Origin of the sequence: Humibacillus xanthopallidus (assembly GCF_006716675.1) — a bacterium.
Classification (GTDB): Bacteria; Actinomycetota; Actinomycetes; order Actinomycetales; family Dermatophilaceae; genus Humibacillus; species Humibacillus xanthopallidus_B.
This window is the reverse complement of sequence record NZ_VFPM01000002.1, coordinates 842,467-868,521: the sequence shown is the minus strand read 5'-3', so window position 1 is coordinate 868,521 and position 26,055 is coordinate 842,467. Positions and strand designations below refer to the sequence as shown.

Below are 26,055 nucleotides of genomic sequence, written 5' to 3'. Positions count from 1 at the left end.
GGAGGAGGAGAGCTGTCGTGGATCCCGCAGGCCCAGAGCCCACCGGTCGCATCGAGGTGCGCGGGCTGACCAAGCACTTCGGCTCCTTCACCGCGGTCGACCACCTCGACCTCGACGTCGAGCCCGGCCGCATCACCGGCTTCCTCGGCCCCAACGGCGCCGGCAAGACGACGACGCTGCGCATGCTGCTCGGGCTCGTGCGCCCCACCTCGGGCACGGCCACGATCGACGGCCGGCGCTATGCCGACATCCACAACCCCCTGACCGTCGTCGGGTCAGCTCTCGAGGCGACCAACTTCCACCCCGGCCGCACCGGGCGCAACCACCTGCGCGTGCAGGCAGCGGCCTCGGGCGTCTCCGACCGCCGCGTCGACGAGCTCCTCGAGCTCGTCGGCATCCCCGCGGCCGCGCGCAAGCGAGCCGGCGGCTACTCGATGGGCATGCGCCAGCGTCTCGGCCTGGCCGCGGCGATGCTCGGCGACCCGCACGTGCTCATCCTCGACGAGCCCGCCAACGGTCTCGACCCCGAGGGCATCCGGTGGCTGCGCGGCTTCCTGCGCCACCTCGCCGACGAGGGGCGCACGCTGCTCATCTCGAGCCACATGCTCTCGGAGGTCGAGCAGACGGTCGACGACGTCGTCATCATCGCCAACGGCAAGCGCGTGGCGCAGGGCACGGTGGAGGAGCTGCGTGGTGAGCCGACGGCCTTCGTGCGCACCTCGGACCCCGACCGGCTCACCGCCGCGCTGCAGCAGCGCGGCCTCCGGGTCGCGCCGAAGGCCGGGGGCCTGCAGGTGACGACGGAGGACCTTGCCGTCGTCGGCGACGTCGCCCACGCCAGCGACGTCGCGATCCACGAGCTGCGCAGCGAGCAGACCCACCTCGAGGAGCTCTTCTTCAACCTCACGGAGACCGAGGGCGACCGCAACCGCCTCAGCGGTGCAGCCCACGCCCGGGCGGGGGTTGCGCCCGACCTGCCGCCACCCATGCTGCCGCCACCGAGCGGCCCCCCGGTCGACCCGTCCGTGGTCGCCGCCCCGCCGGCAGACGCCAGGGAGGCCGGACGATGACCCCCGCGATCCGCGCCGAGTTCCGCAAGTTCTTCACGACCCGGCTCTGGTGGGGCATGGCGATCGCCGTGGTCCTCTCCGGCGCCGCGTTCGCCGTCCTCTTCGCACTCGTCTTCACGAGCGACATCGCGCGGGGGCCGCAGGGAGCAGCGGTGCCGCAGACCGACGCTGACCTCGCCAAGGCGGTCTTCACCGGAGGCATCCAGGTCGGCTACCTGCTCACCCTCGCGATCGGGGTCATGACGATCGGGGCGGAGTACCGCCACCAGACGATCACCGCGACCTTCCTCGCCGTGCCGCGCCGCGGCCGGGTGATGGGGGCGAAGGTCCTCTCGCTGCTCGTCATCGGAGCCTTCTACGGCGTCCTGTCGCTCGCCGGCGCCGTCGGGGCGGGCACGCTCGTGCTCACGGCCAAGGGCCACCAGCCCTTCGCCGACAGCTCGATCTGGCGCGCCCTCGCCCTGTCGCTGCTCATCCTCGGTCTCTGGGCCCTCATCGGTCTCGGGGCGGGCATCCTCATCCCCAACCAGGTGGCCGCGCTGCTCATCTCGATCGCCGTCGCGTGGATCGTCGAGCCCGTGCTCGGGCTCGTGCTCGCCCTCACCGACTGGGGCCAGAACATCTCTCCCTACCTGCCGAGCCGGGCGACCGCGGCGATGCTCGAGTCGACCGGTGGCGGCTTCGACGGCCAGCCCGTCGAGCAGCTCTCGTGGTGGGCGGGGGCGCTCGTGCTCGCCGCGTATGCCGCCGTCATGGCCGGCTTGGGCACCTGGCGCACGGTGCGACGCGACATCGCCTGACGGCATACGGGCGACATGCGGACGGCACAGGGACGGCAGCCGGCCGGTCTCGCCGGCGTGACGAACGCCTCGTCACGGGAGCATTTCGACAGCCCGGGGCCATGGCTGGTATCGACCGCTTCCGGGCTAGGCTGGACCCCCGTACAGGCAACGACGCACCCGAGCCAACGAAAGAGGCGCATCCGCCGTGTCCGAACAGTCCACGTCCGGCGACCCCATCGCAGCATTCGGGCCGAACGAATGGCTCGTCGACGAGCTCTACCAGCGCTACCTCTCCGACAAGCACTCCGTCGACAGGGCCTGGTGGGAGTTCTTCGAGGACTACGGCACTGACGGTGGACGTGCCGGCAACGGTTCGGCCCCGACGCCCCCGCCCGCCGCCCACGGCACGGCCGCCCAGACCAACGGGGCCGCCCCCGCAGGCGCGAAGGCCGCCCCCGTGAAGGCCGAGCCCGCCCCGGCGCCCGCCGCCCCCGCCGCCCCCGCCGCCCCCGCGCCCGCCCCAGCCAAGCCCGCGCCGCAGGCCACGACGGCCCCTGCCGCACCCGCAGCGCCCGCCGCCAAGGTCGCCGCTCCGGCCGCCAAGGCCGAGCAGAAGCCCGAGCCCACCCCCCGCGACGTCCCGGCGGTGAAGCAGACCGGCCCCGTCAACGAGGACACCATCACCCCGCTGCGCGGCGCCCCCCAGCGCGTCGTCGCCAACATGGAGACCTCGCTCACCGTCCCGACCGCCACAAGCGTGCGTGCCGTGCCGGCCAAGCTGCTCATCGACAACCGCGTCGTCATCAACAACCACCTCGCCCGCTCGCGCGGCGGCAAGGTGAGCTTCACGCACCTCATCGGCTACGCCATGGTCAAGGCCCTCGCGATCATGCCGGCGATGAACAACGGCTTCACCATGAAGGACGGCCGGCCGGCCCTGCTCCAGCCGGCCCACGTCAACTTCGGGCTCGCCATCGACCTCCAGAAGGAGGACGGCAGCCGCACCCTCGTCGTGCCCTCGATCAAGTCGGCGGAGGAGATGGACTTCGTCCACTTCTGGACCGCCTACGAGGACATGGTCAAGAAGGCACGGCACAACAAGCTGACCGTCGAGGACTTCCAGGGCACGACGATCTCGCTGACCAACCCGGGCGGCATCGGCACCGTGCACTCGGTCCCGCGCCTCATGTCGGGCCAGGGCACGATCATCGGCGTCGGCGCGCTCGACTACCCCGCCGAGTGGCAGGGTGCGAGCAACGAGACGCTCAACCGCAACGCCGTCAGCAAGATCATCACGCTGACCTCGACGTACGACCACCGGATCATCCAGGGCGCCCAGAGCGGCGACTTCCTGCGGATCATCCACCAGCTGCTGCTCGGCGACAACCGCTTCTACGACGAGATCTTCGAGTCGCTGCGCATCCCCTACGAGCCGATCCGCTGGATCCAGGACGTCGACTCCTCGCACGACGACGACATCAACAAGGTCGCCCGCGTCCAGGAGCTCATCCACGCCTACCGCGTGCGCGGCCACCTCATGGCCGACACCGACCCGCTCGAGTACAAGCAGCGCCGCCACCACGACCTCGACGTCACGACGCACGGGCTGACCCTCTGGGACCTCGACCGCACCTTCGCGACCGGCGGCTTCGGCGGGGCGCCCTTCCTCAAGCTGCGCAAGATCCTCGGCATCCTGCGTGACTCGTACTGCCGCACCAGCGGCATCGAGTACATGCACATCCAGGACCCCGACCAGCGCAAGTGGATCCAGGACAAGGTCGAGCGGCCCTACGAGAAGGCCGGCCGTGACGAGCAGATGCGCATCATGCGCCGGCTCAACGCCGCCGAGGCCTTCGAGACCTTCCTCCAGACGAAGTTCGTCGGCCAGAAGCGCTTCTCGCTCGAGGGCGGCGAGTCCGTCATCGCCCTGCTCGACCGCATCCTCTGCCGCGCCGCGAGCGACAACCTCGACGAGGTGTGCATCGGCATGCCGCACCGGGGCCGCCTCAACGTGCTCGCCAACATCGCGGGCAAGTCCTACGGCCAGATCTTCCGTGAGTTCGAGGGCAAGCAGGACCCCAAGTCGGTCCAGGGCTCGGGCGACGTGAAGTACCACCTCGGCACCGAGGGCAAGTTCGTCTCCGAGGACGGCTCGACGACGAAGGTCTACCTCGCGGCCAACCCCTCGCACCTCGAGGCGGTCAACCCGGTGCTCGAGGGCATCGTGCGCGCCAAGCAGGACCGCCTCAACCTCGCCGGCGAGTCCTTCCCCGTGCTGCCCGTGCTCATGCACGGCGACGCGGCCTTCGCCGGCCAGGGTGTCGTGGCCGAGACGCTCAACCTCTCCCAGCTGCGCGGCTACCGCACCGGCGGCACGATCCACGTCGTCATCAACAACCAGGTCGGCTTCACGACCTCGCCGAGCAGCTCGCGCTCCTCGGTGTACTCGACCGACGTCGCGCGGATGATCCAGGCACCGATCTTCCACGTCAACGGCGACGACCCCGAGGCCTGCGTGCGCATCGCCGAGCTCGCCTACGAGTTCCGCCAGGAGTTCAACAAGGACGTCGTCATCGACATGGTGTGCTACCGCCGCCGTGGTCACAACGAGGGCGACGACCCGTCGATGACCCAGCCGCTGATGTACAACCTCATCGAGGCCAAGCGCTCGGTGCGCAAGCTCTACACCGAGTCGCTCATCGGCCGCGGTGACATCAGCGTCGAGGACGCCGAGGCCGCGCTGCGCGACTACCAGCAGCAGCTCGAGCGGGTCTTCATCGAGACCCGCGAGGCCAAGAAGGCCCCGGCTGCGGGGCCGACGCCGGGCGCCGACCGCGACTCCGACGCCCCCGACAACGCCGGCCTCGAGCGCCCGACGGCGCAGGTGCAGGACGAGACGGCCCCGCGCCGCTCGGCCACCGAGACGGGCGTCAGCCACGGCGAGCTCATCCACATCGGTGAGAGCTTCGCCAACCCGCCCAAGGGCTTCACGATCCACCCGAAGCTCAAGCAGCTGATGGACCGTCGCGCCGCGATGGTGCACCAGGGCGGCATCGACTGGCCGATGGCCGAGCTGCTCGCCTTCGGGACGCTCCTCAAGGAGGGCACGCCGATCCGCCTCGCGGGTCAGGACAGCCGCCGCGGCACCTTCGTACAGCGTCACGCCGTGCTCATCGACAAGAACAACGCGGAGGAGTGGACCCCGCTGCTCTACCTCGGCGAGGGGCAGGCGCGCTTCTGGGTCTACGACTCCCTCCTGTCGGAGTACGCCGCCATGGGCTTCGAGTACGGCTACTCCGTCGAGCGGCCCGACGCCCTCGTGCTGTGGGAGGCGCAGTTCGGCGACTTCGGCAACGGCGCGCAGACCATCGTCGACGAGTTCATCTCGAGCTCGGAGCAGAAGTGGGGCCAGCGCAGCTCGGTCGTGCTCCTCCTCCCCCACGGCTACGAGGGCCAGGGACCGGACCACAGCTCGGCGCGCATCGAGCGCTACCTGCAGCTCTGCGCCGAGAACAACATGACGGTCGCCTACCCCTCGACCGCGGCGAGCTACTTCCACCTCCTGCGCCGGCAGGCCTACGCCCGCCCCCGCACGCCGCTCATCGTCTTCACCCCGAAGTCGATGCTCCGCAGCAAGGCGGCGGCCAGTGACGTCGAGGCCTTCACCTCGGGCGGGTTCCGCCCGGTCCTGCCCGACCACGAGGGCGTGACGACCGATGTCACCCGCGTCATCCTCGCGAGCGGCAAGGTCGTGCACGAGCTCGACGCCGAGCGCGAGAAGCGCGGCGACACCGCGACGGCGATCATCCGCGTCGAGCAGCTCTACCCGATCCCCGAGCAGGAGATCCGCGACGCGGTCTCCCGCTACCCGGGCGCCGAGCTCGTCTGGGTGCAGGACGAGCCGCGCAACCAGGGCGCCTGGCCGCTCATGGCCCAGTGGCTGCACGAGGACCTCTGCGAGATGGGCGAGACCCGCCCGTGGCGCGTCGTGGCCCGCAAGGCCTCGGCGTCCCCCGCGACCGGCTCGTCCAAGAAGCACGCCATCGAGCAGGCCGAGCTCATGGACCGCGCCTTCGCCCGCTGAGCCGGCACCCGCGCCGTCGACGCCCGGCCCGCCTCCGCGGGCCGGGCGTCGTCTCGCGATAACCTCCCTCTCGTGTACTTCACGGACCGGGGCATCGAAGAGCTCGCCGCTCGCCGCGGTGAGGAAGAGGTCAGCATCGACTGGCTCGCCGAGCAGCTGCGCACCTTCGTCGACCTCAACCCGGAGTTCGAGGTGCCCGTCGAGCGGCTCGCGACGTGGCTGGCGCGGCTCGACGACGACGAGGACTGACGAGGAACTGACGACGTGAGCGACCCCACCGACACCTCAGGAGACACCGGCACCGGGCGCAGGCCCTACGGTGTCGGCCCCGCCTACCCCTCGCGCCACACGGAGTTCACGTCCGAGCCCCCGCCGAGCCGGTATGCCGCCGCGCCGGCCGCCGCTCCCGCGCCCGCTTCTCCGCCGGCCCCCGCCCTCGAGCCGACCGCCCCCTCCGCGGCACCCGTGACCGGTACGCCGGGCGCAGCGACGGGACCTGCGTGGCCCACGGCCCCCACGGCTTCGTCGGCTCCGGCCGGGTCGGGCCCTGCGACCGAGCCGGAGCCGTCCTTCACCCCGACGCGGGAGTTCACCGTCGCCGACGGAGTCCGCGACGTCGGGCTGGTCTTCATCGGCGCCTCGATGACCGCGGGCTACGGCGACCCCAAGGGGCTCGGGTGGGTCGGTCGGGTCGTGGCCCGCACGCAGCACCCGGACCTCGACCTCACGGCATACAACCTCGGGGTGCGGGGCAACACCTCCGGAGACGTCGTCGCCCGCTGGGGGGCCGAGTCACACCCTCGCTGGAAGGGACGTGGCGAGCGGCGGCTCGTCGTCTCGGTCGGTGCCGGTGACATCACCTCGGGCATGACGATGGCGCGGTCGCGCCTCAACCTCGCCAACGTGCTCGACGAGGCGACCAACTCCGGCATCGGGGTCTTCGTCGTCGGCCTGACACCGACGCTCGACGCCGAGCACAACCGCAAGATCGAGGCACTTGCCGAGGCGCAGGCCGACGTGTGCGCCCGCCGCGGCATCACCTACGTCGACTGCTTCCGGCCGCTCGTCAGCCATGACCAGTGGATGGCAGACCTCGCAGCCAGTCCCGACCGGGTGCACCCCGGACAGGCCGGCTACGGCCTCGTCGCCTGGCTCGTGCTGCACAACGGCTGGAACGACTGGCTCGCGATCAGCTGAGCCGGCGAGCCCGACATGGCTGGAGCCGGGGCTCTCGCTGGACGGCGGATCAGTCGCCGTCGGGAGCCTCGCGCCGGTCCCGAGGGGCGGCGATCGCGGCGACGATGCTCGCGAGCGCGACCGCCCCGAGGGCGAGGGCGATCTGTGCGCGGTCGCCCTCACGCAGCGACCACGCCACGGGCAGCAGCAGGGCGTTCCACAGCACGGTCGGCGTCTTCGGCCAGTCGGCGGCCGCGAACCACCCCCGCGCCAGGGCGAGCAGCCCGATGGCGAAGACGAGGATGAGCACGGTCGACACCGCTGCACGCGACAGGTTGTCGGTGGCGCCCGAGACCATCTCGACGACGTAGAAGACGGCGAAGCCGACGAGGACGAGCCCCTCGAGGGCGGTCAGCGCGCCGGCCACGCGATGGGCCACCGTGGCGGCACGAGGCTGCGGGCCGCCCTCCGGGGCAGGGTGTGCGCTCGGGCTGGAGCTGGGATCGGTCACGGCAGCAGCGTAGCGAGCGTGAGAAGTCCCACCGCACCGGCTGGGTCGAGCCCGGCCGTAGGTGTGGAACTGTGAGGCTCCTGCCGATAGAGTGTTTCCTCGGTGTGACTTGCGTCCAACCCGTTGAACACGCACGTGGGCTCTGGGCACACTGGTCATGGACTCGTCGGGCACGGAATCTTCCCGTGCTCGGCGGCGTTGGTCAGGTGGGCCTGCCCCACAGCACGATGACGCCGGTGCATGGCCGCCTCGACCCCCGTCGAGTCATGTCCCACCCACCACGACTTCACCCCCTCACGGCTCCGTCAACGACGCTGGCGCCCGGCTCCCGCGACCGCGGGGCTTCGCCGGGGGCGGTGACGACAACGACCACAGAAGGAGCACAAGCCATATGGATTGGCGCGACCGCGCTGCCTGCCTGGAAGTCGACCCGGAGCTGTTCTTCCCCATCGGGAACACCGGGCCGGCGATCCTGCAGATCGAGGAGGCCAAGGCTGTGTGCCGCACCTGCCCCGTCATGGACACCTGCCTCAAGTGGGCCATCGAGACCGGGCAGGACGCCGGAGTCTGGGGCGGCCTCTCGGAGGACGAGCGTCGCGCACTCAAGCGACGCAACGCCCGGGCCCGCCGAGCCGGCTGATCCCCCGCCTGCCAGCCCGGTGACGTCATCGTCACCGGGCTTTTGCGTGCACCCCGAACGAGCTAGTCGAGAGGGCGCAGGCTCGCCGTGAAGCGGGCCCGGGTGCCGTGCGGGCTGACCGGCTCCCACGTGATGCGGCCCTGGAGGTCCGCGACGAGCGACTGCACGATCTGGGTTCCCAGACCCGAGCCGGGTCGGCGGGCCGGGTCGATCCCCTTGCCGTCGTCCTCTACGGACACGGCGAGCATCGGCTTGCCGCGCTCGTCCGACGATCGCTCGATGGTGATGCGCACCTCTCCCCCGGCGTCACCGAGCCCGTGCTCGATGGAGTTCTGCACGAGCTCGCTCATGATCATGGCGAGGGACGTCGCGTCCTCGGCGCGCAGTCGGCCGAAGGAGCCCTCGGTGACGGTGCGCACGGGCGCCCCGTTGGCCGTGACCTCGACCACGGCGCCCAGGCCACGCTTCGCGATGGTGTCGAACTCGACCGTCTCGTCGAAGCCCTGGCTCAGCTGGTCGTGCACCATCGCGATCGTGCCGACCCGACGCTCGGCCTCCTGGAGCGCGGTGCGGGCCTCACCCTCGGGCACCCGGCGGGCCTGGAGTCGCAGCAGGGCCGCCACCGACTGGAGGTTGTTCTTGACGCGGTGGTGGATCTCGCGGATCGTCGCGTCCTTGGTCATGAGCTCGCGCTCGCGCCGGCGCAGCTCTCCCACGTCGCGCAGCAGGACGATGGCTCCGAAGCGCTGGCCCGCCTCGGTCAGGGGAATCGCGCGCATCGAGACGGTGGTGCCACCCGCGACCACCTCCGTGCGCCACGGCTGGCGGCCGGTCACGACGAGGGGCAGGCCCTCGTCGACGGGATACGAGTCGCGCACGTTGTCGGTGACGATCTGGGCGAGGCTCGCGCCCACGACCTCGCCGAGATGCCCGAGCCGGTGCAACGCCGACACGGCGTTGGGACTCGCGTAGGTGACGATCCCGTCGATGTCGAGCCGGATGACCCCGTCTCCCACCCGGGGGGCACCGCGTCGCAGGCCCGTCGGGGCACCGCCGTGCGGGAACTCGCCGCCCGTCACCATCCGGCACAGGGCGTCGGCCGTCGCGAGGTAGGTCAGCTCGAGCCGGCTCGGCGTCCTCGTCGTCCAGAGGTTGGTGTGCCGCGTCAGCACGGCCACGACGTGGCCGCCTCGGACGACCGGGATGTACTCCTCGCGCACCGACTGGTCGGGCGCGTGGTCGTGAGGCACGAGCACCTGGCGCACCCGCAGGATGCGCTGCTCCGCCGCCGCCTCGTCGAGCAGGTCTCGGGTGCGGCCCGGCTCGGCGACGCGCCCGACCTGGTCCTCGACGAAGACGAGCTGGCCGGTCGTCGGCCGGACGTGGGCCACGGCCTCCCAGTGGTCGCCGACGGTCCGCACCCAGAGCAGGAGGTCAGCGAAGGAGAGGTCAGCGACGAGCTGCCAGTCGCCGACGAGCAGGTGCAGCCAGTCGACGTCGTGGTCGGGCAGATTGGTCCGCCCGCGGAGGAGCTCGCTCAGGGTGGCCACGACTCGAGCCTATGCGTCGCTGCCGCGGTGCGGCAGACCGGTCCGGGCCGCTCGCTGGCGCCCGCCGGACACGGGGGGAGGCTCAATCTGCCGAGGTCGGCCGGCAGGTCCAGCGACGCAGCCCGGTGGCGGGCACAGACCAAGCCAGGCGCATCCGGCGGTGCGGCCAAGGCGAGCGCGTCCTGCCCGGTCGGGTGGTGTCGTCGGCGACGGCCGACGACACCACCCCTGGGGTCAGCCCCGAGACGCGGCCGAACGCTTCGCAGCAGCCGTGCGGGGAGCGGCCGAGGACGTCACGGTTGCGCCCTTCCTCGCGGGCACAGCCTTCTCGGCGGGCGCAGCCTTCCTCGCCCTCGCTGTCTTCCTGGCGGGTGCCGTCGCGGCCTTGGCCGGCGCAGCCTTTCGTGCACTCGCCGCCTTCGTGGCGGGACCCGCAGGCTTCTTCGCCGTCGCCGTCGCCGTCTTCGCCGTCTTCGTGGCGGTCGCCTTCTTGGCAGTGGCTGCCTTGGCGGTGGCTGCCTTGGCGGTCGCTGCTGTGGTAGCCGCCGCCTTCTTCTTCGTGGGCGCGGCCTTGCGAGCAGCCGCCCCGTCGGCGGCAGACGCAGCAGCTGAGCCCGACGTCGGCGTGGCCGTGAGGGCGGAGCTCGAGGCCGCGGGCTTGGTCACGGTGCGCAGGGTGCGCAGGGCGACCGAGAGGGCAGCGATGCCGGCGTGGGTCATGCGCTCGATGCCCCCGAGCGCACCGCGCGCCCGACTCAGCGCGTCGGCATTGAGCTCGGACCACTCGGCCAGGCGATCAGCGGGGGCGCTGCTCCCGTTGCTCACCTCCAGCACCGACCTCGTCAGGCTGTGGAGGACCGAGTAGAGGTCGTCGCGCAGGGCGCCTCTGGCCATGGCATCCCAGCGGTCGTCACGCGGCAACATCGTGACTCGGCCGAGCATCGCATCGATCGAGAACGTCTCGGACGTCAGGAAGTAGACGCTGACGACGTCGTCGAGATCCTCCCCGGTCTCCTCGGCGATCTCGATGATGTCGAGCAACGAGTAGCCGTCGAGGAGCGAGGCCGCCACCATGGCGAGCTCCTCGGGCACGCCCTTGCCCTGGAGGTCGCGGGAGCGGCGCATCAGGCGGGCTCGCTCACTGCCCTGGAGCAGCTCGGGGATGCGGCCGGCATACGCCTCGATGCCGGGGCGGAAGCGCCCCACCTCGGCAGCGATGTCGAGCGTGGCCGGACGAGTGGTGAGGAACCAGCGCACCGAGCGGTCGATGAGCCGACGGAACTCGAGGTAGAGCGCTGTCTGGGCATTCGTGCTCACGACGTTGTCGGTCGCCTCGACCCGGCGCACGAAGCCCGCGAGGTCGAAGATCTCGCGGCAGACGACATACGCCCGAGCGACCTGCTCCGGCGACGCGCCGGTCTCCTCGCCGGCACGATAGGCGAAGGTGATGCCTCCGCGGTTGACCATCGAGTTCGCGACGGAGTTCGTGATGATCTCGCGGCGCAGCGGGTGGGCAGCGATCTGCTCGGCGTACTTGCTTCGCAACGCCTTCGGGAAGTAGCCGGCGAGGGTCTCGGCGAACCACGGGTCGTCGGGCAGCGAGGTCGCGATGAGCTGGTTCTTGAGATAGAGCTTCGCGTAGGCGACGAGCACCGAGAACTCCGGTGACACGAGGCCCAGACCCTCCTTGTTGCGGCGCGAGATCTCCGCGTCGCTCGGGAGGAACTCGAGCCCGCGGTCGAGGTCGCCGTGCTCCTCGAGGAACTGGATGAGCCGCTCGTGCACCGTCAGCATCGCGTGCTGTTGGGCCCGCGCGTTGCCGAGGAGGACGTTCTGCTCGTAGTTGTCGCGCAGCACCTGCTCGGCGACGTCGTCGGTCATCGACGCGAGCAGGGTGTTGCGCCGCTTCGTCGTCAGCTCGCCCGAGCGGGTCAGCTCGGTGAGCAGGATCTTGATGTTGACCTCGTGGTCGGAGGTGTCGACGCCGGCGCTGTTGTCGATGGCGTCGGTGTTGACGCGCACGCCCCGCAGCGAGGCCTCGATACGGCCGAGCTGGCTCGCACCGAGGTTGCCGCCCTCGCCGACGACCTTGCAGCGCAGGTCGGCGCCATTGACGCGGATGGCGTCGTTGGCGCGGTCACCGATCTCGCCGTTGCTCTCGGAGGTCGCCTTGACGTAGGTGCCGATGCCGCCGTTCCAGAGCAGGTCGACCGGCGCCTGGAGGATGGCCTTCATGAGCTGGGCGGGGGTCATGCTCTTCGTGCCGGCGCGCAGCCCGAGGGCGGTTGCCATCGCGGCGCTGATCGGCACCGACTTGGCCGAGCGGTCGAAGATGCCGCCACCCTTGGAGATGAGCGAGGCGTCGTAGTCTGCCCACGACGAGCCGGGCAGCTCGAACATCCGGCGCCGCTCGGCATACGAGCTCGCGGCGTCGGGCGTCGGGTCGACGAAGATGTGCCGGTGGTCGAAGGCGGCCACGAGGCGGATGTGCTCCGACAGGAGCATGCCGTTGCCGAAGACGTCGCCGCTCATGTCGCCGACGCCGACGACGGTGAAGTCCTCGGTCTGCGTGTCCACCCCGAGCTCACGGAAGTGCCGCTTGACCGACTCCCAGGCGCCACGGGCCGTGATGCCCATGCCCTTGTGGTCGTAGCCGGCCGAGCCGCCGGAGGCAAAGGCGTCGTCGAGCCAGAAGCCGTAGTCGGCCGAGATGCCGTTGGCGATGTCGGAGAACTTCGCCGTGCCCTTGTCGGCCGCGACGACGAGGTAGGTGTCGTCCTCGTCGTGGCGCACGACCCGGTGCGGCGGCACCGCATCGCCGGAGACGAGGTTGTCGGTGAGGTCGAGCAGGCCGGAGATGAACAGCCGGTATGCCGCGATGCCCTCGTCCATCCACGCGGCGCGGTCGACGGCGGGGTCGGGCAGCTGCTTGGCGTAGAACCCGCCCTTGCTCCCCGTCGGCACGATGACGGCGTTCTTGACCATCTGCGCCTTGACGAGGCCGAGGATCTCGGTGCGGAAGTCCTCGCGCCGGTCGCTCCAGCGCAGGCCACCACGCGCGACCTTGCCGAAGCGCAGGTGCACGCCCTCGACCCGGGGGCTGTAGACCCAGATCTCGAACATCGGCCGCGGTGCCGGCAGGTCGGGGACCTTCTTGGGGTTGAGCTTGAGCGAGACGTAGGTCTTGTCGTTGCCGCGCTCGTCGGGCTGGTAGAAGTTCGTGCGCAGGCTCGCCTGGATGACCCCCAGCAGGGCGCGCACGATGCGGTCGTGGTCGAGGCTCGCGACGTCGTCGAGCGCCTCCTTGACGCTCGTGACGATCGTGCGCTGACGCGCGGCGCGCTGGGCGGCACCGGCCTCGGTCGCGTCGTCGAAGGCGTCGGGGTCGAAGCGGGCTTCGAAGAGCTCGACGAGGCTGCGCGCGATCCCCGTGTGGGCGACGAGGGCCGACTCGACGTAGTCCTGCGAGAAGGTCGACCCGGTCTGGCGCAGGTACTTCGCGACGGTGCGAAGGATGACGACCTGGCGCCACGTGAGGCCGGCTCCGAGCACGAGCGCGTTGAAGCCGTCGGACTCGGCTCGCCCCTCCCAGACCGCACGGAAGGCGTCCTCGAAGCGCTCGCGCACGTCGTCGGCCTCGGCGCCCGTGCCCCACCGCTCGGCGGGGGCCCGTAGGCCGAAGTCGAAGATGTGCACGACGCGCTGATGGTCGACGACCCGCACCTCGTAGGGCCGCTCGTCGGTGACCTCGACGCCGAGGTGGGTGAAGAGCGGGAGCACCTGGGTCAGGGACAGGTCGGCCCGGCGGTAGAGCTTGAACCGGCGCTCCTCGGGGCCTTCGGCGGCGGCGTCGGCGTAGAGGTGCAGGGCGGTGGTGCGGTCGCCCTCGCCGAGGCGCTCGATGCGGTCGAGGTCGGCGACGGCCGTCTCGACGTCGAAGTCCTCCTTGTACGCCTCGGGCAGGGCCTTGGCGTAGGCCGCCATCGTCCGGGCACCCTCGTCGACGCCGCGCGACTCGCTGAGCGCCTCGGAGAGGTCCTCGTCCCACGTGCGGGTGGCGTCGATGACGCGACGCTCGAGCGCTTCCTCGTCGATGTCGGGGATGTCCACGCCGGACGGCATACGGACGACGAAGTGCAGGCGGGCGAGCGTCGACTCGCTGACACGGGTCGTGTTGTCGATCGTCTGGCCGCCGTAGGCCTCGAGCAGGATCGCCTCGATGCGCAGCCGCACCGTCGTGTTGTAGCGGTCGCGCGGGAGGTAGACGAGGCAGGAGACGAAGCGGCCGAACTCGTCACGACGCGTGAAGAGCTTGGTCTTGCGGCGCTCCTGCAGGTGCAGCACGCTCGTCGCGATCTCGGAGAGCTGCTGCGCGCTCGTCTGGAACAGCTCGTCGCGCGGGTAGGTCTCGAGGATCTGGAGGATGTCCTTGCCGGAGTGGCTGTCCGGGGAGAGCCCGGTGAGGCGCAGCACCTCCTCCGCCTTGACGTCGAGCAGCGGGATGTCGTGGATCGTGTCGTTGTAGGCGGCCGAGGCGTAGAGGCCGAGGAAGCGCTGCTCGCCGACGCACTCGCCGCGTGCGTCGAACTTCTTGATCGAGATGTAGTCGAGGTAGACGTCGCGGTGCACGGTGGCGCGCGAGTTGGCCTTGGTGATGATGAGGATCGTCGAGTCGCGCGCGGCCCGGCTGGCGGCCGGCGTCAACACGACACCCGTGCCCGCGTGGGGCCGGTCGTAGCGCAGGACACCGAGGCCGGTGCCGGCCACCTGCACCGAGATGTCGTGGCCGTTCTCATGCTTGAGGGCGTACTCGCGGTAGCCGAGGAAGGTGAAGTTGTTGTGCGCGAGCCACTCGAGGAAGCGGCTCGCTTCGCGCGCCTGTCGGGGGTCGGTGCCGGGAGGCGTCGCCGACTTCAGCTCGCTCGCGATCGTGAGCGCGTGCGCGCGCATCTTCGGCCAGTCCTCGACGGAGTCGCGGACGTTCTCGAGGACGTGCCGCAGCCGGGTCTCGAGGTCGTCGAGGGCGCTCGGGGGCAGCCGGTCGATCTCGACGTGCATCCACGACTCGCGGACGACACCGGTGGAGTGGTCGCTCGTCGCCACCGAGGTGCCCTCGGGCAGCACCGAGCGCAGCTCGCCGGTGATCGTGCGCTCGACCGTCATCTGCGGGTGGACGATGAGGTGCACGCCCCGGTCGAAGCCGCCGAGCGCCGACACGACCGAGTCGACGAGGAAGGGCATGTCGTCGCACACGATCTGCACGACGGTGTGACCCGTCGACCAGCCCTCGTCCTGCGCCGTGGGGTTGAAGGCGCGGACGTTGAGCGTGCCGACCGGGCGCTGCTGGGCGAACTCGCGGTGCGCGAGAGCCATCGTCGAGAGCTCGCGCGCGGGGCGGGCGAGCAGGTCCTCGGTCGCGACGAGTCGGTAGTAGGAGGCGAGGAAGGTCTCGACCTCCGCAGTGGGGTCGGCGCGCCGGCTGCGGCGACCCTCGGCTCGTGGGCTACGCGTCGGTGGCGCCGCCGCGGCGGCGGCGGTCCGGAGGACGTCGATCCGAGACTCTTCGAGTGACGCGGTCATGCGTGTGTCGGTTTCCTCACCGTGTGGCTCGTGCACCGGCACCTCGTCGTGCCGGGCATCTCACCATGTGAGCCTAGCGCCGACCAGCGTCGGGTCCGAAACGACCCGTGGAGAACTCTCCGGGTGTCGTCGCCCGACTGCCTAGAGTGGGGGCCATGAGCGATGCGAGCAGCCGTCCCGTGACGGCTGACGGCGCGGCCCTGCGGGCGCTCGCGACGGTGCGCCTCGAGACCCGGGCGATGTCCGACCGCCTCCTCGACCACCTTCCCGACCTCGGCGACGTCCCCACCCAGCGGCTCCTCGACACCTGGGTCGAGCAGGCCGCCGATGCGCTCCGCGCCCTGTCGGAGGCGGCAGAGGAGCGCCTCCTCGACCTCGGTCGCACGAGCGCGCCGGACGGCATACCGCCGGGGTATGCTGCGGGCGACCTCGCGCCGTCCGCCCGGCCGGGTGCCCCGGAGGGCGGTCAGCGATGACGCTGCCCACCGGCGACCCGGCCTCGGTCTCGGCGCTCGGAGGAGCCCTGCTCACCCAGTCGGCCCGGCTCGCCGACCTCGTGACCGAGCTCGGCGGGTCGTCGGCTCGCGCGGCCCGGGCCCGACGCCGCCCGGTCGACGAGGCGAGCTCGCACGAGCGGCTGCTGCTCGAGCGCGCGGCGACCGAGCTCGACCGGGTCGGTGCCCTCCTCCAGGCCTGGACGACGACGAGCGTCGAGACGGCCGCCCGTGCCCGCCAGCTGGCGCCCGACCTCGCCAGAGCCGATCTCGTCATCGACGGCCAGCTCGTCGTCGAGTCGTCTGGCCCGAGCCGCGTCGACCCGCAGACCCGGGCACGCGAGCGCCACCGCCTGCAGGAGCTGCTCAACCGGGTGACGATGGTGCGGGCCCGCGAGCTCGCGAGGCTGGGGCGCGAGCTGCAGCACTCCCACGACGCCCTCGCCGCTGTGGCGCTCGACGCGCGGACGGGGCGGTCCCCCACCTCGTGACCGGAGGGCGTGCCCTAGCGTTGGCGCATGAAGATCACCGAACGGATCGACTACGCGGCCGCTCCGGCCGCCGTCTTCGCGATGCTGACCGACACTGACTTCCAGGTGGCCAAGTGCATCGAGGCAGGCTCCGAGCGCCACGAGTCCGCCGTGACGCCGGCCGGTGACGGCGCCCGGGTCGTGACCCAGCGAGACCTGCCCGCCCACCACCTGCCCGACTTCGCCAGGTCCATCGTCGGCGACACGCTGTCGGTCACCGAGACCTACGACTGGTCGGCCCCGGCCTCCGACGGTGGGCGCGACGGCACCCTCGTCGTCGAGGTCGCCGGAGCACCCGTGGCGCTGCGTGCGAAGGTGCGCCTCGTCCCCAGCGCCAGCAGCACGGCCATGACCATCGACGGCGACCTCAAGGCGTCGATCCCGCTCCTCGGCGGCAAGGTCGAGAAGGCCGCCGCCCCGGCGGTCGTCGACGCGATCCACCTCGAGGGGCGCACCGGCGCGCGGTGGCTGGCCGATCGGGTCTGACCCTCAGGACTCCGCGTCGAGAAGTGGGCACTCGACGCAAGCCCCTCGTCGAGTGCCCAGTTCCTGGCGCAACACCACGTCGAGTGCCCAGTTCCTCACGCGCCCGCCACGTCGAGTGCCCAGTTCCCCGCCGTCGGGGCATGGGCACTCGACGGGGTGGTCAGCCCATGTGGGGGTAGGCGTGGGCGGTCGGGGGCACGAAGGTCTCCTTGATCGAGCGCACGCTCGTCCAGCGCAGGAGGTTCTGGGCTGCGCCGGCCTTGTCGTTCGTGCCCGAGGCGCGGCCACCGCCGAAGGGCTGCTGGCCGACGACGGCCCCCGTCGGCTTGTCGTTGATGTAGAAGTTGCCGGCCGCGAAGCGCAGCCGCTTCGTCGCGTCGGCGATCACGCGCCGGTCCTGGGCGATGATCGAGCCGGTGAGGGCGAAGGGCGCAAAGCTCTCCATCTGGTCGAGCACCCGGTCGTACTGACGGTCCGGGTAGACGTGCACCGACAGGATCGGCCCGAAGTACTCGGTGCGGAACGACTCGTCGGTGGCGTCCTTGATCTCGAGGACCGTGGGGCGCACGAAGTAGCCGACCGAGTCGTCGTAGGTGCCACCCGCGATGACGTCGATCCCCGACGTGGCGTGGGCGCGGTCGATCGCGTCCTTGTGCTTGGCGAAGGCCCGGTCGTCGATGACGGCGCCCATGAAGTTCGACAGGTCGGTGACATCGCCCTGGGACAGGCCGTTGGTGATCTCGACGAGGTCGCCCTTGATCTGCTTCCACAGGGACGCCGGCACGTAGGCACGAGAGGCGGCCGAGCACTTCTGGCCCTGGAACTCGAAGGCTCCCCGGATCATCGCCGTGCGCAGGACGGCCGGGTCGGCGCTCGGGTGCGCGAGGATGAAGTCCTTGCCACCCGTCTCGCCGACGAGACGTGGGTAGGTGCGGTAGCGGCCGAGGTTGGCGCCGACCTCGGCCCAGAGGTGCTGGAAGGTCGGTGTCGAGCCGGTGAAGTGGATGCCGGCGAGGTCGGGGTCGGCGAGCGCCGCCTTGGAGACGTTGATCCCGTCGCCGGTCACCATGTTGATGACACCCGGGGGCATGCCCGCCTCCTCGAGCAGCTGCATCGTCAGTGAGGCCGCGAACTGCTGGGTGGGAGAGGGCTTCCACACGACGGTGTTGCCCATGAGGGCCGGCGCCGTGGGCAGGTTGCCGGCGATCGCCGTGAAGTTGAAGGGCGTGATCGCGTAGACGAAGCCCTCGAGCGAGCGGTAGTCGGAGCGGTTCCAGATGCCCTTGGTGTTGAGGGGGGGCTGCTCCTCGAGGATCTGCCGCGCGAAGTGGACGTTGAGCCGCCAGAAGTCGATGAGCTCGCACGCGCTGTCGATCTCGGCCTGGTACGCCGTCTTGCTCTGCCCGAGCATCGTCGCCGCGTTGAGCCGGGCTCGCCACGGGCCGGAGAGGAGCTCGGCCGCCTTGAGGAGGATGGCGGCGCGGTCGTCGAAGGAGAGCTCACGCCACATCGGTGCGGCCGCCTTCGCTGCGTCGACCGCCGCCTGCCCTTCCTTGACGGTGGCGTTGCGAAGGGTCCCGAGGACCGAGCGGTGGGCGTGCGGCTGCCGCACCGCCACCGCGCGGCCGGTGCCCATGACCCGCTCTCCGTCGATGACATGCGCCAGCTCGACAGGCGAGCTGCCGAGCTCGGCCAGCGCCACCTCGAGCGAGGCGCGCTCCGGCGACCCCGGGGCGTAGTCGAGCACCGTCTCGTTGACCGGTGCGGGCACCTGCGTCACTGCATCCATCGACCTTCTCCTGCTGTAGCACGGGGCGCGCGCGAGCCGAGCCGGCGCGCGATGGGGTGGCCACCTCGTGAGCGGCCACCCCATCGTTCCATGCCTGCCGGGCCCGGGTCAGATCCCCGGGAAAGGTGCATCAGCGCAGGACGGTGATCGCCCACGGGTAGCGGTAGAGCTCGCCGCGGTTCGCCGCGAGAGCCGCCTTGATGTGGAAGACGAGGGCAGCGACGACCGCGACCAGCCACACGATGAGCGCCACGGGGATGAGGATGACCGTGAAGAACATGATCCAGCCGACGATCACGGCGGCCCAGACGGCGAGGTTGAAGTTGAACGCGCCGGCCGCGGCCTGGCGCACGAAGGCGCTCTTGTCCTTGTAGAGCGCCCAGATGACGAGCGGACCCACGACGCTGAGCCATCCCGCCGAGATGACGGCGGCGATGACGGCAGCGAGGTGGCCGAGGATCGCCCAGGTGCGCTCCTCGCTCGTGGGGGCGGGCAGGCCCTGGCCCTGCGGGGAGGGAATCGGTTGTGTCATGTCACCATCGTCCAGCCTCTCGCCGCCGGCCGCTGCTGGGGTCGGCCCTGATCGGACCCTGATCCACCCCTGAGAGCGAGGTCAGGCGTGGGCGCCGACGGTGTCGTCGATCACCAGCGAGCACACCTCGCTCGAGGCGTCGGCGATGCCGAGGCCGTCGAAGAGCGTGAGGGCAAGCTCGTGGTGGCCGCGCGCGCTGGGGTGGAACGTGTCGTCGAGCCAGCCGACCGGCGCGGTGGCTGCCCCGTCCCGCTCGGCCGCCGCACGCCAGGCCGCCGCGTGGTCGATCACGAGGACCCCGAGGTCGTCGCCCACCTGGCGGACGGCCTGCGCGTAGGACTCGGCCAGCTCGGGCGTGCGGTCGCCGTCGGCCTCGACGGGCGGCGGCGTCTGCAGCACGACCATGGCGCCGACGTCGCGTGAGCGCTGCACGATCTGGTCGAGGCGGTAGCGGAAGCCACGGATGCCGTCGGGACCAGCGGTCTGGTCGTTGGTGCCGAACATCACGAAGACGACGTCCGGAGCGAATCGCCCTGCCCGCCAGTGGAACTCGGGCAGCAGGTCCTCGGTGGTCGTGGCCGACACCCCGGAGTTGATGACGGCGTCGCTGCGTCGCCCGAGCTCCCCACGCACCCGCTCCGCGAAGTGCTCGACGTATCCCCTCCGGCCGCGGGTGTGGTGCACCCCCTGGGTGATGCTGTCGCCGAGGAAGACCCACGTCACCGGAGGCCCGGCGAGCACCTCGCGGAGGCGGTCGGCATCGCGGCGGGCGTACTCGTCAGCGGTGAAGTCCATCCGAGCAACGTAACAAGCGATGCGGCGCCACCGACTCCCCCGGCCCACTGGGTGGACGCTCAGGCGACCTGCGCGGCGGGGGCGTCCGCGGAGCCGAGCGGCCAGGGAGCACGCGGCTCACCCGCGTGCAGGCTCGGCTCCACCGGCTCCCGGTCGACGAACCTCACGACCGCCCCAGCCACGGCGGGGTCCGCGAGGACCCGCCGGTGCCCCAGGCCGGCCGTCGAGTAGAGCTCGGCCCCTGCCCACTCCCCGACGAGCCGCACGGAGGCTGCGTGGGGTGCCTCGCGATCCATGAGGTCGTGCACGACGAGCAGTCGTGGACGCTCGATCGCGCCGGCGAGCCCGACGAGCTCGAGGTCGTCGACGGCATACCCGGTGCGGCGCTCGGCGAGGGCGACGAGGCGGCGTTCGACGCGGTCGCCGAAGCCCAGCTCCGCGCGGAGCCGCTCGACGACGCCGGGCACCCCGCTCACGGGCGCGACGAGCACGAGCCGCTCGGTGCCGAGCCACCCGTCGCGCAGGGCCAGCAGCGTCGACAGACCGCCCAGTGAGTGCGCGACGACGGCGCGCGCCGGCCCGAACCGGGCTGCCACGGCGTCGAGCGACCGGCCGAGCTCGACGGCGTCGCTCGAGCGGGGACCGTGGGCGCCCGGGTCGGAGCGTCCGTGGCTCAGCCCGTCGAAGGCGACCACCTGCAGGCCCTGCCGGGTCAGCGGGGTCACGAGCGGAGTGAGCTGCTCGAGCGATCCACCCCAGCCGTGCACGAGGTAGACGACCGGACCCGCACCCCAGGACCACCCGCGGATGCGGCGCCCGTGAAGCGCGACCTCGAAGGGGCTGCCGAGCAGCTCCTCGATGGATGGTGCGCTCGCGCCGGCCTGGCGGGAGGAGGCCGCCGTGACGGGCAGGCGGAACCAGCTGCGATGGACGAGGCGAGCGGCGAGGGCGGGCGCAATACGTTCGGCCAGTGCCCTTCCCTGTCGAACAATAAGACGATCGATCGTGCGTTTTTTGGTGGATGACGGTGCCATGGTCAGCTCCTTGCGGGTGGTCGTTCTACGGTGTTCGCGGCGACGAGCACCACGAGGACAGGTGGGGGGGCAGGGCCGCCGACGCGTCGGGGCGAAGACCCCGGTGCGTCAGCCCGTGAGGGCGACGGGACGGCAGTCAGCGACGAGCCGCTCGAAGGCACGCCGCGCGCGGGCCTCGGCGCCTGCGTCGCGCATGAGGCGGCGCGCGTGGTGGTGGGCCAGGAGGATGCCCTCGAGCTCGTAGGCGACCTGCTCCGCATCGACGTCGGGCCGGAAGTGCCCCTCGCTGATGGCCGTGCCGACGATGAGGGTCACCGACTCGAGCTTGTCACGCTCGGCGCGCAGCAGCTCGTCACGGACCGGGCCCTCCTGGTCGTCGAACTCGCTGGCCGCGACGACGAAGATGCATCCGCCGTCAAACGCCTCCGACTGCCAGGTCAGCCACCGGTCGAAGAACTCGCGCAGCCGGGGCTCCCCCCGCGGCGCCGCGAGCGTGGGACGCATGACGACGTCGGTGAACCGGCCGCGGGCATGCTCGAGCACCTGCACCTGCAACGCCTCCTTCGAGGCGAAGTGGGCATAGAGCCCGCTCTTGCTCAGCTTCGTCGCTGCGGCGAGGGTGCCGATCGTGAGGCCGCCGAGTCCGACGAGCGACGCGAGCTCTGCCGCCTCGTCGAGGATGGCGGCCTTGGTCTCCTCGCCCTTGCTCATGGGTCAATAAAAGCACGAACGTTCGGATTGCTCAAGGGTTCGCGGCCGTGACCTGACGCGCAGCATCAGGCGCTCCGGGCCGCCAGCCAGCCGCGCAGCTCGTCGCCCCACACCGCGGTGCTGTCGGGCACGACCGTCGCAGGCTCCTCGTCGAGACGGCGCACGAGCTCCCCGAGGTCGACCCACTCGCCCCACGACACCTCCTCGGGCTGCCAGCGGACGGGGCCGTCCCACTCCACCGTGAAGCGGTGGGCGTGGTAGCGGGTGTGCTCGTCCTCGTATGCCACGACGCCGACCGGCTCCAGCGGCACGCCGTGCACCCCGAGCTCCTCCTCCACCTCGCGGACGGCGCCGAGACCCGGGTCCTCCCCGGCGAGCACGACACCGCCGGCCGCGAAGTCGAGCAGTCCGGGATAGACATCCTTGGTCGTGGTGCGCCGGTGCAGGTAGATGCGCCCCTGCGAGTCATGGACAACGACGGAAGACGCTGCGTGCCAGAGGTTCTCGCGGCGCATGACCGAGCGTGCGACCTCTCCGACGACGTGGCCCCTGGAGTCGTAGCGGGCGACGAGCTCGTCCCCCGGGTTGCCTCGTGCGGGCTGCCCGCTCACCGCGCGAGCCGCTCAGCCGAGGAAGGAACGGACGTCGTCGAGCTCGGTCACGTCGTACCAGAGCAGCTCGTCGGCCTCCTCGTCGGCGACACCGACCGCCGACTCGTCGTCGATGTGGAAGGAGGCGACGCGAGAGAGCGGCAGTGGCGCGACGAGGACGACGCTCGACGCGGGCTCCCCGACGCCCTGCACGAGCCAGGACGGGTCGGCGTCGGCGGCCGCGACCACCCGGCGGTGGCGCGGCGAGGACCGCACCGAGCCCGCCGCCGCGACGGCGTCGCTGAAGGCGGCGTACTCGAGATCCTCGACGTCGAGACCTGGGGCACGCGATCGCAGTGCCGACGTGACGGCATACGCCGAGACGGGTGTGCCCTGCCCGGCCGCGAGGCTGCCCGACGTCGCGAGCTGCTCGAGGTCAGCTTGCGAGAGGGGCACGTAGACGCGCACGACGGCCATCAGGACTCCCGCCCGCTCGTCAGCTCCTCGATGGACTCGAGGATCGAGGAGCCGAGGTCGTCGACGTCGGGCATGGCCTCGCGGTCGGCGTTGAGGCCGTAGTAGACCCCTCCGTCGTAGGACGTGATGCCGATGGAGAGCGCCTGCCCCTTCGCGAGCGGCATGACGGGGAAGGTCGAGAGCATCTTGGCGTCGCCGGCATAGAGCGGGCTCTGCGGGCCGGGCACGTTGGTGATCATGACGTTGTAGAGCCGTCGCGACATCGCCGACCCGAGCCGTGCGCCGAGGGCGTGGAGCGTCGGGGGCGCGAAGCCGGCGAGGTTGGCGAGCGAGGAGGCCCCCACCGCCTGGCCACCCTCCATCTGCTGGCGCATCGCGAAGGCGATCTGGTGCAGCCGCATCGAGGCACCCGGCTCGCCGACGGGAAGGTTGACGACGCAGGCCATGACCTGGTTGGCATACATCCCCGCGGGGTCGTCACCGTAGATGCTGACCGGCACCATCGCCCGCACCACGGTGGGCCCGCTCACCGCCTCGCCCCGCCCGAGCAGCCACGTGCGCAGACCTCCGGCGATCGTCGCGAGCACGACGTCGTTGATCGTGACGTCCTCGGCGTAGGCGCCCCGGGCGAGGCGCTTGCGCACCATGCGATAGTCGTCGAGGTCGGTCGAGACCATGACCCACCGGCGCGCCGTGCCGATCTCGGCGTTGAGCGGCGAGTCGGGAGCAGGACGCGCGGCCGTGCGGGCGACGGCCGACAGGAGGGTGCCTGCGGACTCGGCCGCGCGCACGCCGACGTTGAGCACGTCGTTGAGGCCGCCGCGCACGAGGTCGACGACCTGCGTCGGGCGGCGCACCGCATCGACGACCGCCTCGGTGAAGAGCTCGGCCGAGCTCGGCGCCCGGCTCGGCTCCCACGGCACAGGATCGATGCCCTGGTCCTCGCCCTTCACGGCATCGACGATGACGTGGGCGATGTCGAGGGCGTTGACGCCGTCGATGAGCGAGTAGTGGGTCTTCGTGACGATCGCGAAGCGCCCGTCGTGCAGGCCCTCGACGAGGTAGACCTCCCAGAGGGGGCGGGTGCGGTCGAGCTTGCGCGGCTGCACGCGGGCGACGAAGTCCTGCAGCTGCTCGTCGCTGCCCGGGCGCGGCAGTCCGGCCCGCCGCACGTGGTAGCTCATGTCGAAGCCCTCGTCGTCGACCCACACCGGGTTGGCGATGCGGCCCGGCACGTCGCGCACCTTCTGTCGGAATCGCGGGATCGCGCCGATGCGCCGCTCGATGATGCCGACGAGCTGGTCGTAGTCGAACCCCTCGCGCGGGGGTTGGAAGACCATGACGGAGCCGACGTGCATCGCCGTCGTCGACTCCTCGAGATAGAGGAAGGACGCGTCGAGCGAGGTCAGCCGGTCGGACATGGTGACACTCTGCCAGACGGCCCGACCTAGGATCGTGGCCATGCGCGCGTTTCGCCCCCTGCCGTATGCCGTCACCGCCCTCGTGCTCGCGGGCTCGCTCACCGGGGTGGCCGGCTGCTCGTCGAGCAGCGGGTCCACCGGGCCGTCGACCGCGGCCGGTCAGGCGGCCTCGACCGGCACCAGCGCGGTCAAGCGCCTCGAGGTGACGATCACGGGCACGACGGTGACGCCGGCGCCCGCCCAGGTCGAGCTGCCCGTCGGCAGCACGCTGGAGCTCGTCGTGACGAGCGACCACGACGACGAGCTGCACGCGCACGGCTTCGACCAGGAGGCGACGCTCGAGGCCGGCGTGCCGGCGACGCTGCGGCTCACCGCGACGGAGCCCGGCGTCTACGAGGTCGAGACGCACGAGCCCGCACTCACCCTGCTCTCCGTCGCCGTCCGGTGATCGCGCCCGCGTCCCTCGGCAGCTGGTCGACGGCGCTGCCCGGCCACGGGGTCGGCAGCAGGAGCGACCTGCCACTTCCGTTCGCGGCGCTCGTCGCCGCCGCCGGCGCCGCGCTGCTCATCTCCTTCGTCGCCATCGGCTTCCTCTGGCGCGAGCCGCGGCTGCGCGAGAGCGACGGGCTGCTGCTCCCGGACTGGCTGGCCGGAGTGCTCGACTCGCGGTGGCTGCGGCTCGTGGCCCAGGTCCTCGCCGTCGCCCTGACGCTCTGGACGCTCTTCGCCCTCGTCTTCGGGCCGGACTCGGCGCTCAACCCGGTGCCCCACGTCGTCTACGTCTGGTTCTGGGTGGGGCTCGCCTTCGCGTCGATGCTCTTCGGACCGGTCTGGCGGGTCATCAACCCGGTGCGGATGCTGCACGCCGGGGTGCTCCGGCTGGCCCGCGTGTCGCCCGACCTCGCGGTGCTGCCCTATCGATGGGGCCTGTGGCCGGCCGCGCTGGGGCTCGGCACGTTCACCTGGGTCGAGCTCGTCGCCGAGGAGAACACCTCGCTCGACTTCCTGCGCCTGCTCATCGCATCGTTCTTCGCGCTGTCGCTGCTCGGTGCTGCGGTGTTCGGTCGCACCTGGTTCGACCTCGCCGACCCGTTCGAGGCGTGGTCACGGCTGCTCGGCCTCCTCTCCCCCCTCGGCAGGCGCGACGACGGACGCTGGGTGCTGCGCACCCCCTTGCACGGAGTCAACACGCTACGCGGCCAGCGCGGGCTCGTGGCCACCGTCGCGGTCATGCTCGGCGGGACGGCATACGACGGCTTCTCGGCCAACCTCGGATGGGCCACCTTCGTGCAGAGCTCGCCGTTGCCCTCGTCGCTGCTGCGGACCGTCACCCTCATCGGCTTCTTCGGGCTCGTCGCCCTGACCCTGTGGCTGGCGTCGGCCGTCTCGGTGCGACTCGCGGGTGAGCCGCTCCGGCAGTCCGTGAGCCTCGTCAGCGACATGGCGCCGTCACTCATCCCGATCGCCGGCGGCTACGTCATCGCGCACTACTGGTCGCTCTGGGTCTACCAGGGACAGGTGACCTGGCAGCTGTTGAGCGACCCTCTCGGCACCGGCGCCGACTGGCTCGGGACAGCCGGGCTCGTGCCTGCCGACGCCCTCATCCAGCCGACCCTCGTCGCGACCATCCAGGCCGTCAGCATCCTCGTCGGGCACCTGCTCGGAGTGCTCGCCGCTCACGAGCGGGCCATCACCGTCCTGCCGCACCGGGCGGCGATCATCGGCCAGGTGCCGCTCATGGTCGTCATGATCCTCTACACCGTCGGCGGCCTGACGATCCTCTTCACGCCCTAGCGACCGTCC

Annotated in this window: 22 protein-coding genes; 11 read left to right on the top strand and 11 right to left on the bottom strand. The window is 71.3% G+C overall.

The genetic code is table 11. The features are described 5' to 3' along the window. The first annotated feature begins 17 nt into the window (after positions 1 to 17). The 5 genes from FBY41_RS11910 (at position 18) to FBY41_RS23600 (ending at position 7,133) form a co-directional block, all read left to right on the top strand. Positions 18 to 1,070 (top strand): ABC transporter ATP-binding protein, encoded by a 1,053-nt coding sequence (locus tag FBY41_RS11910; RefSeq protein ID WP_141844472.1) that lies wholly within the window; start codon positions 18 to 20, stop codon positions 1,068 to 1,070. Continuing rightward, positions 1,067 to 1,870 carry an ABC transporter permease subunit gene (locus FBY41_RS11905; RefSeq protein ID WP_141844471.1) on the top strand — a complete coding sequence of 268 codons (804 nt, stop codon included), beginning with the start codon at positions 1,067 to 1,069 and terminating at the stop codon, positions 1,868 to 1,870. Before FBY41_RS11910 ends, FBY41_RS11905 begins: the two co-directional genes overlap by 4 nt. A 187-nt stretch (positions 1,871 to 2,057) precedes the next feature. Further along, entirely contained in the window at positions 2,058 to 5,936 is a 3,879-nt protein-coding gene (locus FBY41_RS11900) for a multifunctional oxoglutarate decarboxylase/oxoglutarate dehydrogenase thiamine pyrophosphate-binding subunit/dihydrolipoyllysine-residue succinyltransferase subunit (RefSeq protein ID WP_141844470.1), read from the top strand. Positions 5,937 to 6,008: 72 nt separating this feature from the next. Continuing rightward, a complete protein-coding gene (locus tag FBY41_RS11895) occupies positions 6,009 to 6,185 on the top strand; it encodes a DUF6104 family protein (protein WP_141844469.1) in 177 nt (58 codons plus the stop codon). Between the two features lie 15 nt (positions 6,186 to 6,200). After that, positions 6,201 to 7,133 carry a GDSL-type esterase/lipase family protein gene (locus FBY41_RS23600; RefSeq protein WP_141844468.1) on the top strand — a complete coding sequence of 311 codons (933 nt, stop codon included), beginning with the start codon at positions 6,201 to 6,203 and terminating at the stop codon, positions 7,131 to 7,133. A 49-nt stretch (positions 7,134 to 7,182) separates the two neighbouring features. Here FBY41_RS23600 and FBY41_RS11885 read toward each other — a convergent pair whose 3' ends face one another. Continuing rightward, positions 7,183 to 7,623: a hypothetical protein gene (locus tag FBY41_RS11885; RefSeq protein WP_260439717.1), complete on the bottom strand. Its 441-nt coding sequence runs from the start codon at positions 7,621 to 7,623 to the stop codon at positions 7,183 to 7,185. Between the two features lie 391 nt (positions 7,624 to 8,014). Between FBY41_RS11885 and FBY41_RS11880 the strand changes: the two genes are divergently transcribed. Continuing rightward, a complete protein-coding gene (locus FBY41_RS11880; RefSeq protein ID WP_141844467.1) occupies positions 8,015 to 8,263 on the top strand; it encodes a WhiB family transcriptional regulator in 249 nt (82 codons plus the stop codon). A 62-nt stretch (positions 8,264 to 8,325) separates the two neighbouring features. Here FBY41_RS11880 and FBY41_RS11875 read toward each other — a convergent pair whose 3' ends face one another. After that, positions 8,326 to 9,813 carry a sensor histidine kinase gene (locus FBY41_RS11875; RefSeq protein ID WP_141844466.1) on the bottom strand — a complete coding sequence of 496 codons (1,488 nt, stop codon included), beginning with the start codon at positions 9,811 to 9,813 and terminating at the stop codon, positions 8,326 to 8,328. A 234-nt stretch (positions 9,814 to 10,047) separates the two neighbouring features. Next, positions 10,048 to 15,393, bottom strand: coding sequence for an NAD-glutamate dehydrogenase (locus FBY41_RS11870; RefSeq protein WP_141844465.1), 5,346 nt, complete (start codon positions 15,391 to 15,393; stop codon positions 10,048 to 10,050). 155 nt (positions 15,394 to 15,548) lie between these two features. Between FBY41_RS11870 and FBY41_RS11865 the strand changes: the two genes are divergently transcribed. From FBY41_RS11865 to FBY41_RS11855, 3 genes are read left to right on the top strand one after another with little or no spacing between them, the layout of a single operon-like run. Next, complete coding sequence (locus tag FBY41_RS11865) at positions 15,549 to 15,869, top strand: hypothetical protein (protein ID WP_141844464.1); 321 nt, start codon at positions 15,549 to 15,551, stop codon at positions 15,867 to 15,869. Then, positions 15,866 to 16,378 (top strand): hypothetical protein, encoded by a 513-nt coding sequence (locus FBY41_RS11860; protein ID WP_141844463.1) that lies wholly within the window; start codon positions 15,866 to 15,868, stop codon positions 16,376 to 16,378. Before FBY41_RS11865 ends, FBY41_RS11860 begins: the two co-directional genes overlap by 4 nt. Before the next feature lie 27 nt (positions 16,379 to 16,405). After that, positions 16,406 to 16,903 carry a DUF2505 domain-containing protein gene (locus tag FBY41_RS11855; RefSeq protein WP_141844462.1) on the top strand — a complete coding sequence of 166 codons (498 nt, stop codon included), beginning with the start codon at positions 16,406 to 16,408 and terminating at the stop codon, positions 16,901 to 16,903. 160 nt (positions 16,904 to 17,063) lie between these two features. Here FBY41_RS11855 and pruA read toward each other — a convergent pair whose 3' ends face one another. From pruA to FBY41_RS11815, 8 genes are all read right to left on the bottom strand, one after another. Then, positions 17,064 to 18,692 (bottom strand): L-glutamate gamma-semialdehyde dehydrogenase, encoded by a 1,629-nt coding sequence (gene pruA, locus FBY41_RS11850; protein ID WP_141844461.1) that lies wholly within the window; start codon positions 18,690 to 18,692, stop codon positions 17,064 to 17,066. Positions 18,693 to 18,822: 130 nt separating this feature from the next. Next, positions 18,823 to 19,224, bottom strand: a complete 402-nt coding sequence (locus tag FBY41_RS11845; protein ID WP_141844460.1) for a DUF4870 domain-containing protein — start codon at positions 19,222 to 19,224, stop codon at positions 18,823 to 18,825. A gap of 81 nt (positions 19,225 to 19,305) precedes the next feature. Beyond that, positions 19,306 to 20,019, bottom strand: coding sequence for an SGNH/GDSL hydrolase family protein (locus FBY41_RS11840; RefSeq protein WP_141844459.1), 714 nt, complete (start codon positions 20,017 to 20,019; stop codon positions 19,306 to 19,308). Positions 20,020 to 20,078: 59 nt separating this feature from the next. Further along, positions 20,079 to 21,053 carry an alpha/beta hydrolase gene (locus FBY41_RS11835; RefSeq protein ID WP_141844458.1) on the bottom strand — a complete coding sequence of 325 codons (975 nt, stop codon included), beginning with the start codon at positions 21,051 to 21,053 and terminating at the stop codon, positions 20,079 to 20,081. A gap of 108 nt (positions 21,054 to 21,161) precedes the next feature. Further along, a complete protein-coding gene (locus FBY41_RS11830; protein WP_141844457.1) occupies positions 21,162 to 21,764 on the bottom strand; it encodes a TetR/AcrR family transcriptional regulator in 603 nt (200 codons plus the stop codon). Positions 21,765 to 21,829: 65 nt separating this feature from the next. Beyond that, positions 21,830 to 22,375 carry an NUDIX hydrolase gene (locus FBY41_RS11825; protein ID WP_260439716.1) on the bottom strand — a complete coding sequence of 182 codons (546 nt, stop codon included), beginning with the start codon at positions 22,373 to 22,375 and terminating at the stop codon, positions 21,830 to 21,832. Between the two features lie 12 nt (positions 22,376 to 22,387). Continuing rightward, positions 22,388 to 22,831: a DUF6912 family protein gene (locus FBY41_RS11820; protein ID WP_141844456.1), complete on the bottom strand. Its 444-nt coding sequence runs from the start codon at positions 22,829 to 22,831 to the stop codon at positions 22,388 to 22,390. Next, positions 22,831 to 24,252 (bottom strand): WS/DGAT/MGAT family O-acyltransferase, encoded by a 1,422-nt coding sequence (locus FBY41_RS11815; RefSeq protein WP_141844455.1) that lies wholly within the window; start codon positions 24,250 to 24,252, stop codon positions 22,831 to 22,833. Before FBY41_RS11815 ends, FBY41_RS11820 begins: the two co-directional genes overlap by 1 nt. Positions 24,253 to 24,292: 40 nt before the next feature. Here FBY41_RS11815 and FBY41_RS11810 point away from each other — a divergent pair, with 40 nt between their 5' ends. Both FBY41_RS11810 and FBY41_RS11805 read left to right on the top strand, forming a co-directional pair. Then, entirely contained in the window at positions 24,293 to 24,700 is a 408-nt protein-coding gene (locus tag FBY41_RS11810; protein ID WP_260439715.1) for a hypothetical protein, read from the top strand. After that, on the top strand, positions 24,697 to 26,046 hold the full coding sequence (locus FBY41_RS11805) for a hypothetical protein (protein WP_260439714.1): 1,350 nt from the start codon (positions 24,697 to 24,699) through the stop codon (positions 26,044 to 26,046). Before FBY41_RS11810 ends, FBY41_RS11805 begins: the two co-directional genes overlap by 4 nt. Positions 26,047 to 26,055 lie beyond the last annotated feature (9 nt).

Coding starts and splice junctions, on each gene's coding strand:
- FBY41_RS11830 (WP_141844457.1), bottom strand. CDS start 21,764: ATGAGCAAGGGCGAGGAGACCAAGGCCGCCATCCTCGACGAGGCGGCA.
- FBY41_RS11845 (WP_141844460.1), bottom strand. CDS start 19,224: ATGACACAACCGATTCCCTCCCCGCAGGGCCAGGGCCTGCCCGCCCCC.
- FBY41_RS11810 (WP_260439715.1), top strand. CDS start 24,293: ATGCGCGCGTTTCGCCCCCTGCCGTATGCCGTCACCGCCCTCGTGCTC.
- FBY41_RS11855 (WP_141844462.1), top strand. CDS start 16,406: ATGAAGATCACCGAACGGATCGACTACGCGGCCGCTCCGGCCGCCGTC.
- FBY41_RS11820 (WP_141844456.1), bottom strand. CDS start 22,831: ATGGCCGTCGTGCGCGTCTACGTGCCCCTCTCGCAAGCTGACCTCGAG.
- FBY41_RS11880 (WP_141844467.1), top strand. CDS start 8,015: ATGGATTGGCGCGACCGCGCTGCCTGCCTGGAAGTCGACCCGGAGCTG.
- pruA (WP_141844461.1), bottom strand. CDS start 18,692: ATGGATGCAGTGACGCAGGTGCCCGCACCGGTCAACGAGACGGTGCTC.
- FBY41_RS11865 (WP_141844464.1), top strand. CDS start 15,549: ATGAGCGATGCGAGCAGCCGTCCCGTGACGGCTGACGGCGCGGCCCTG.
- FBY41_RS11905 (WP_141844471.1), top strand. CDS start 1,067: ATGACCCCCGCGATCCGCGCCGAGTTCCGCAAGTTCTTCACGACCCGG.
- FBY41_RS11840 (WP_141844459.1), bottom strand. CDS start 20,019: ATGGACTTCACCGCTGACGAGTACGCCCGCCGCGATGCCGACCGCCTC.
- FBY41_RS11870 (WP_141844465.1), bottom strand. CDS start 15,393: ATGACCGCGTCACTCGAAGAGTCTCGGATCGACGTCCTCCGGACCGCC.
- FBY41_RS11835 (WP_141844458.1), bottom strand. CDS start 21,053: ATGGCACCGTCATCCACCAAAAAACGCACGATCGATCGTCTTATTGTT.
- FBY41_RS11860 (WP_141844463.1), top strand. CDS start 15,866: ATGACGCTGCCCACCGGCGACCCGGCCTCGGTCTCGGCGCTCGGAGGA.
- FBY41_RS11815 (WP_141844455.1), bottom strand. CDS start 24,252: ATGTCCGACCGGCTGACCTCGCTCGACGCGTCCTTCCTCTATCTCGAG.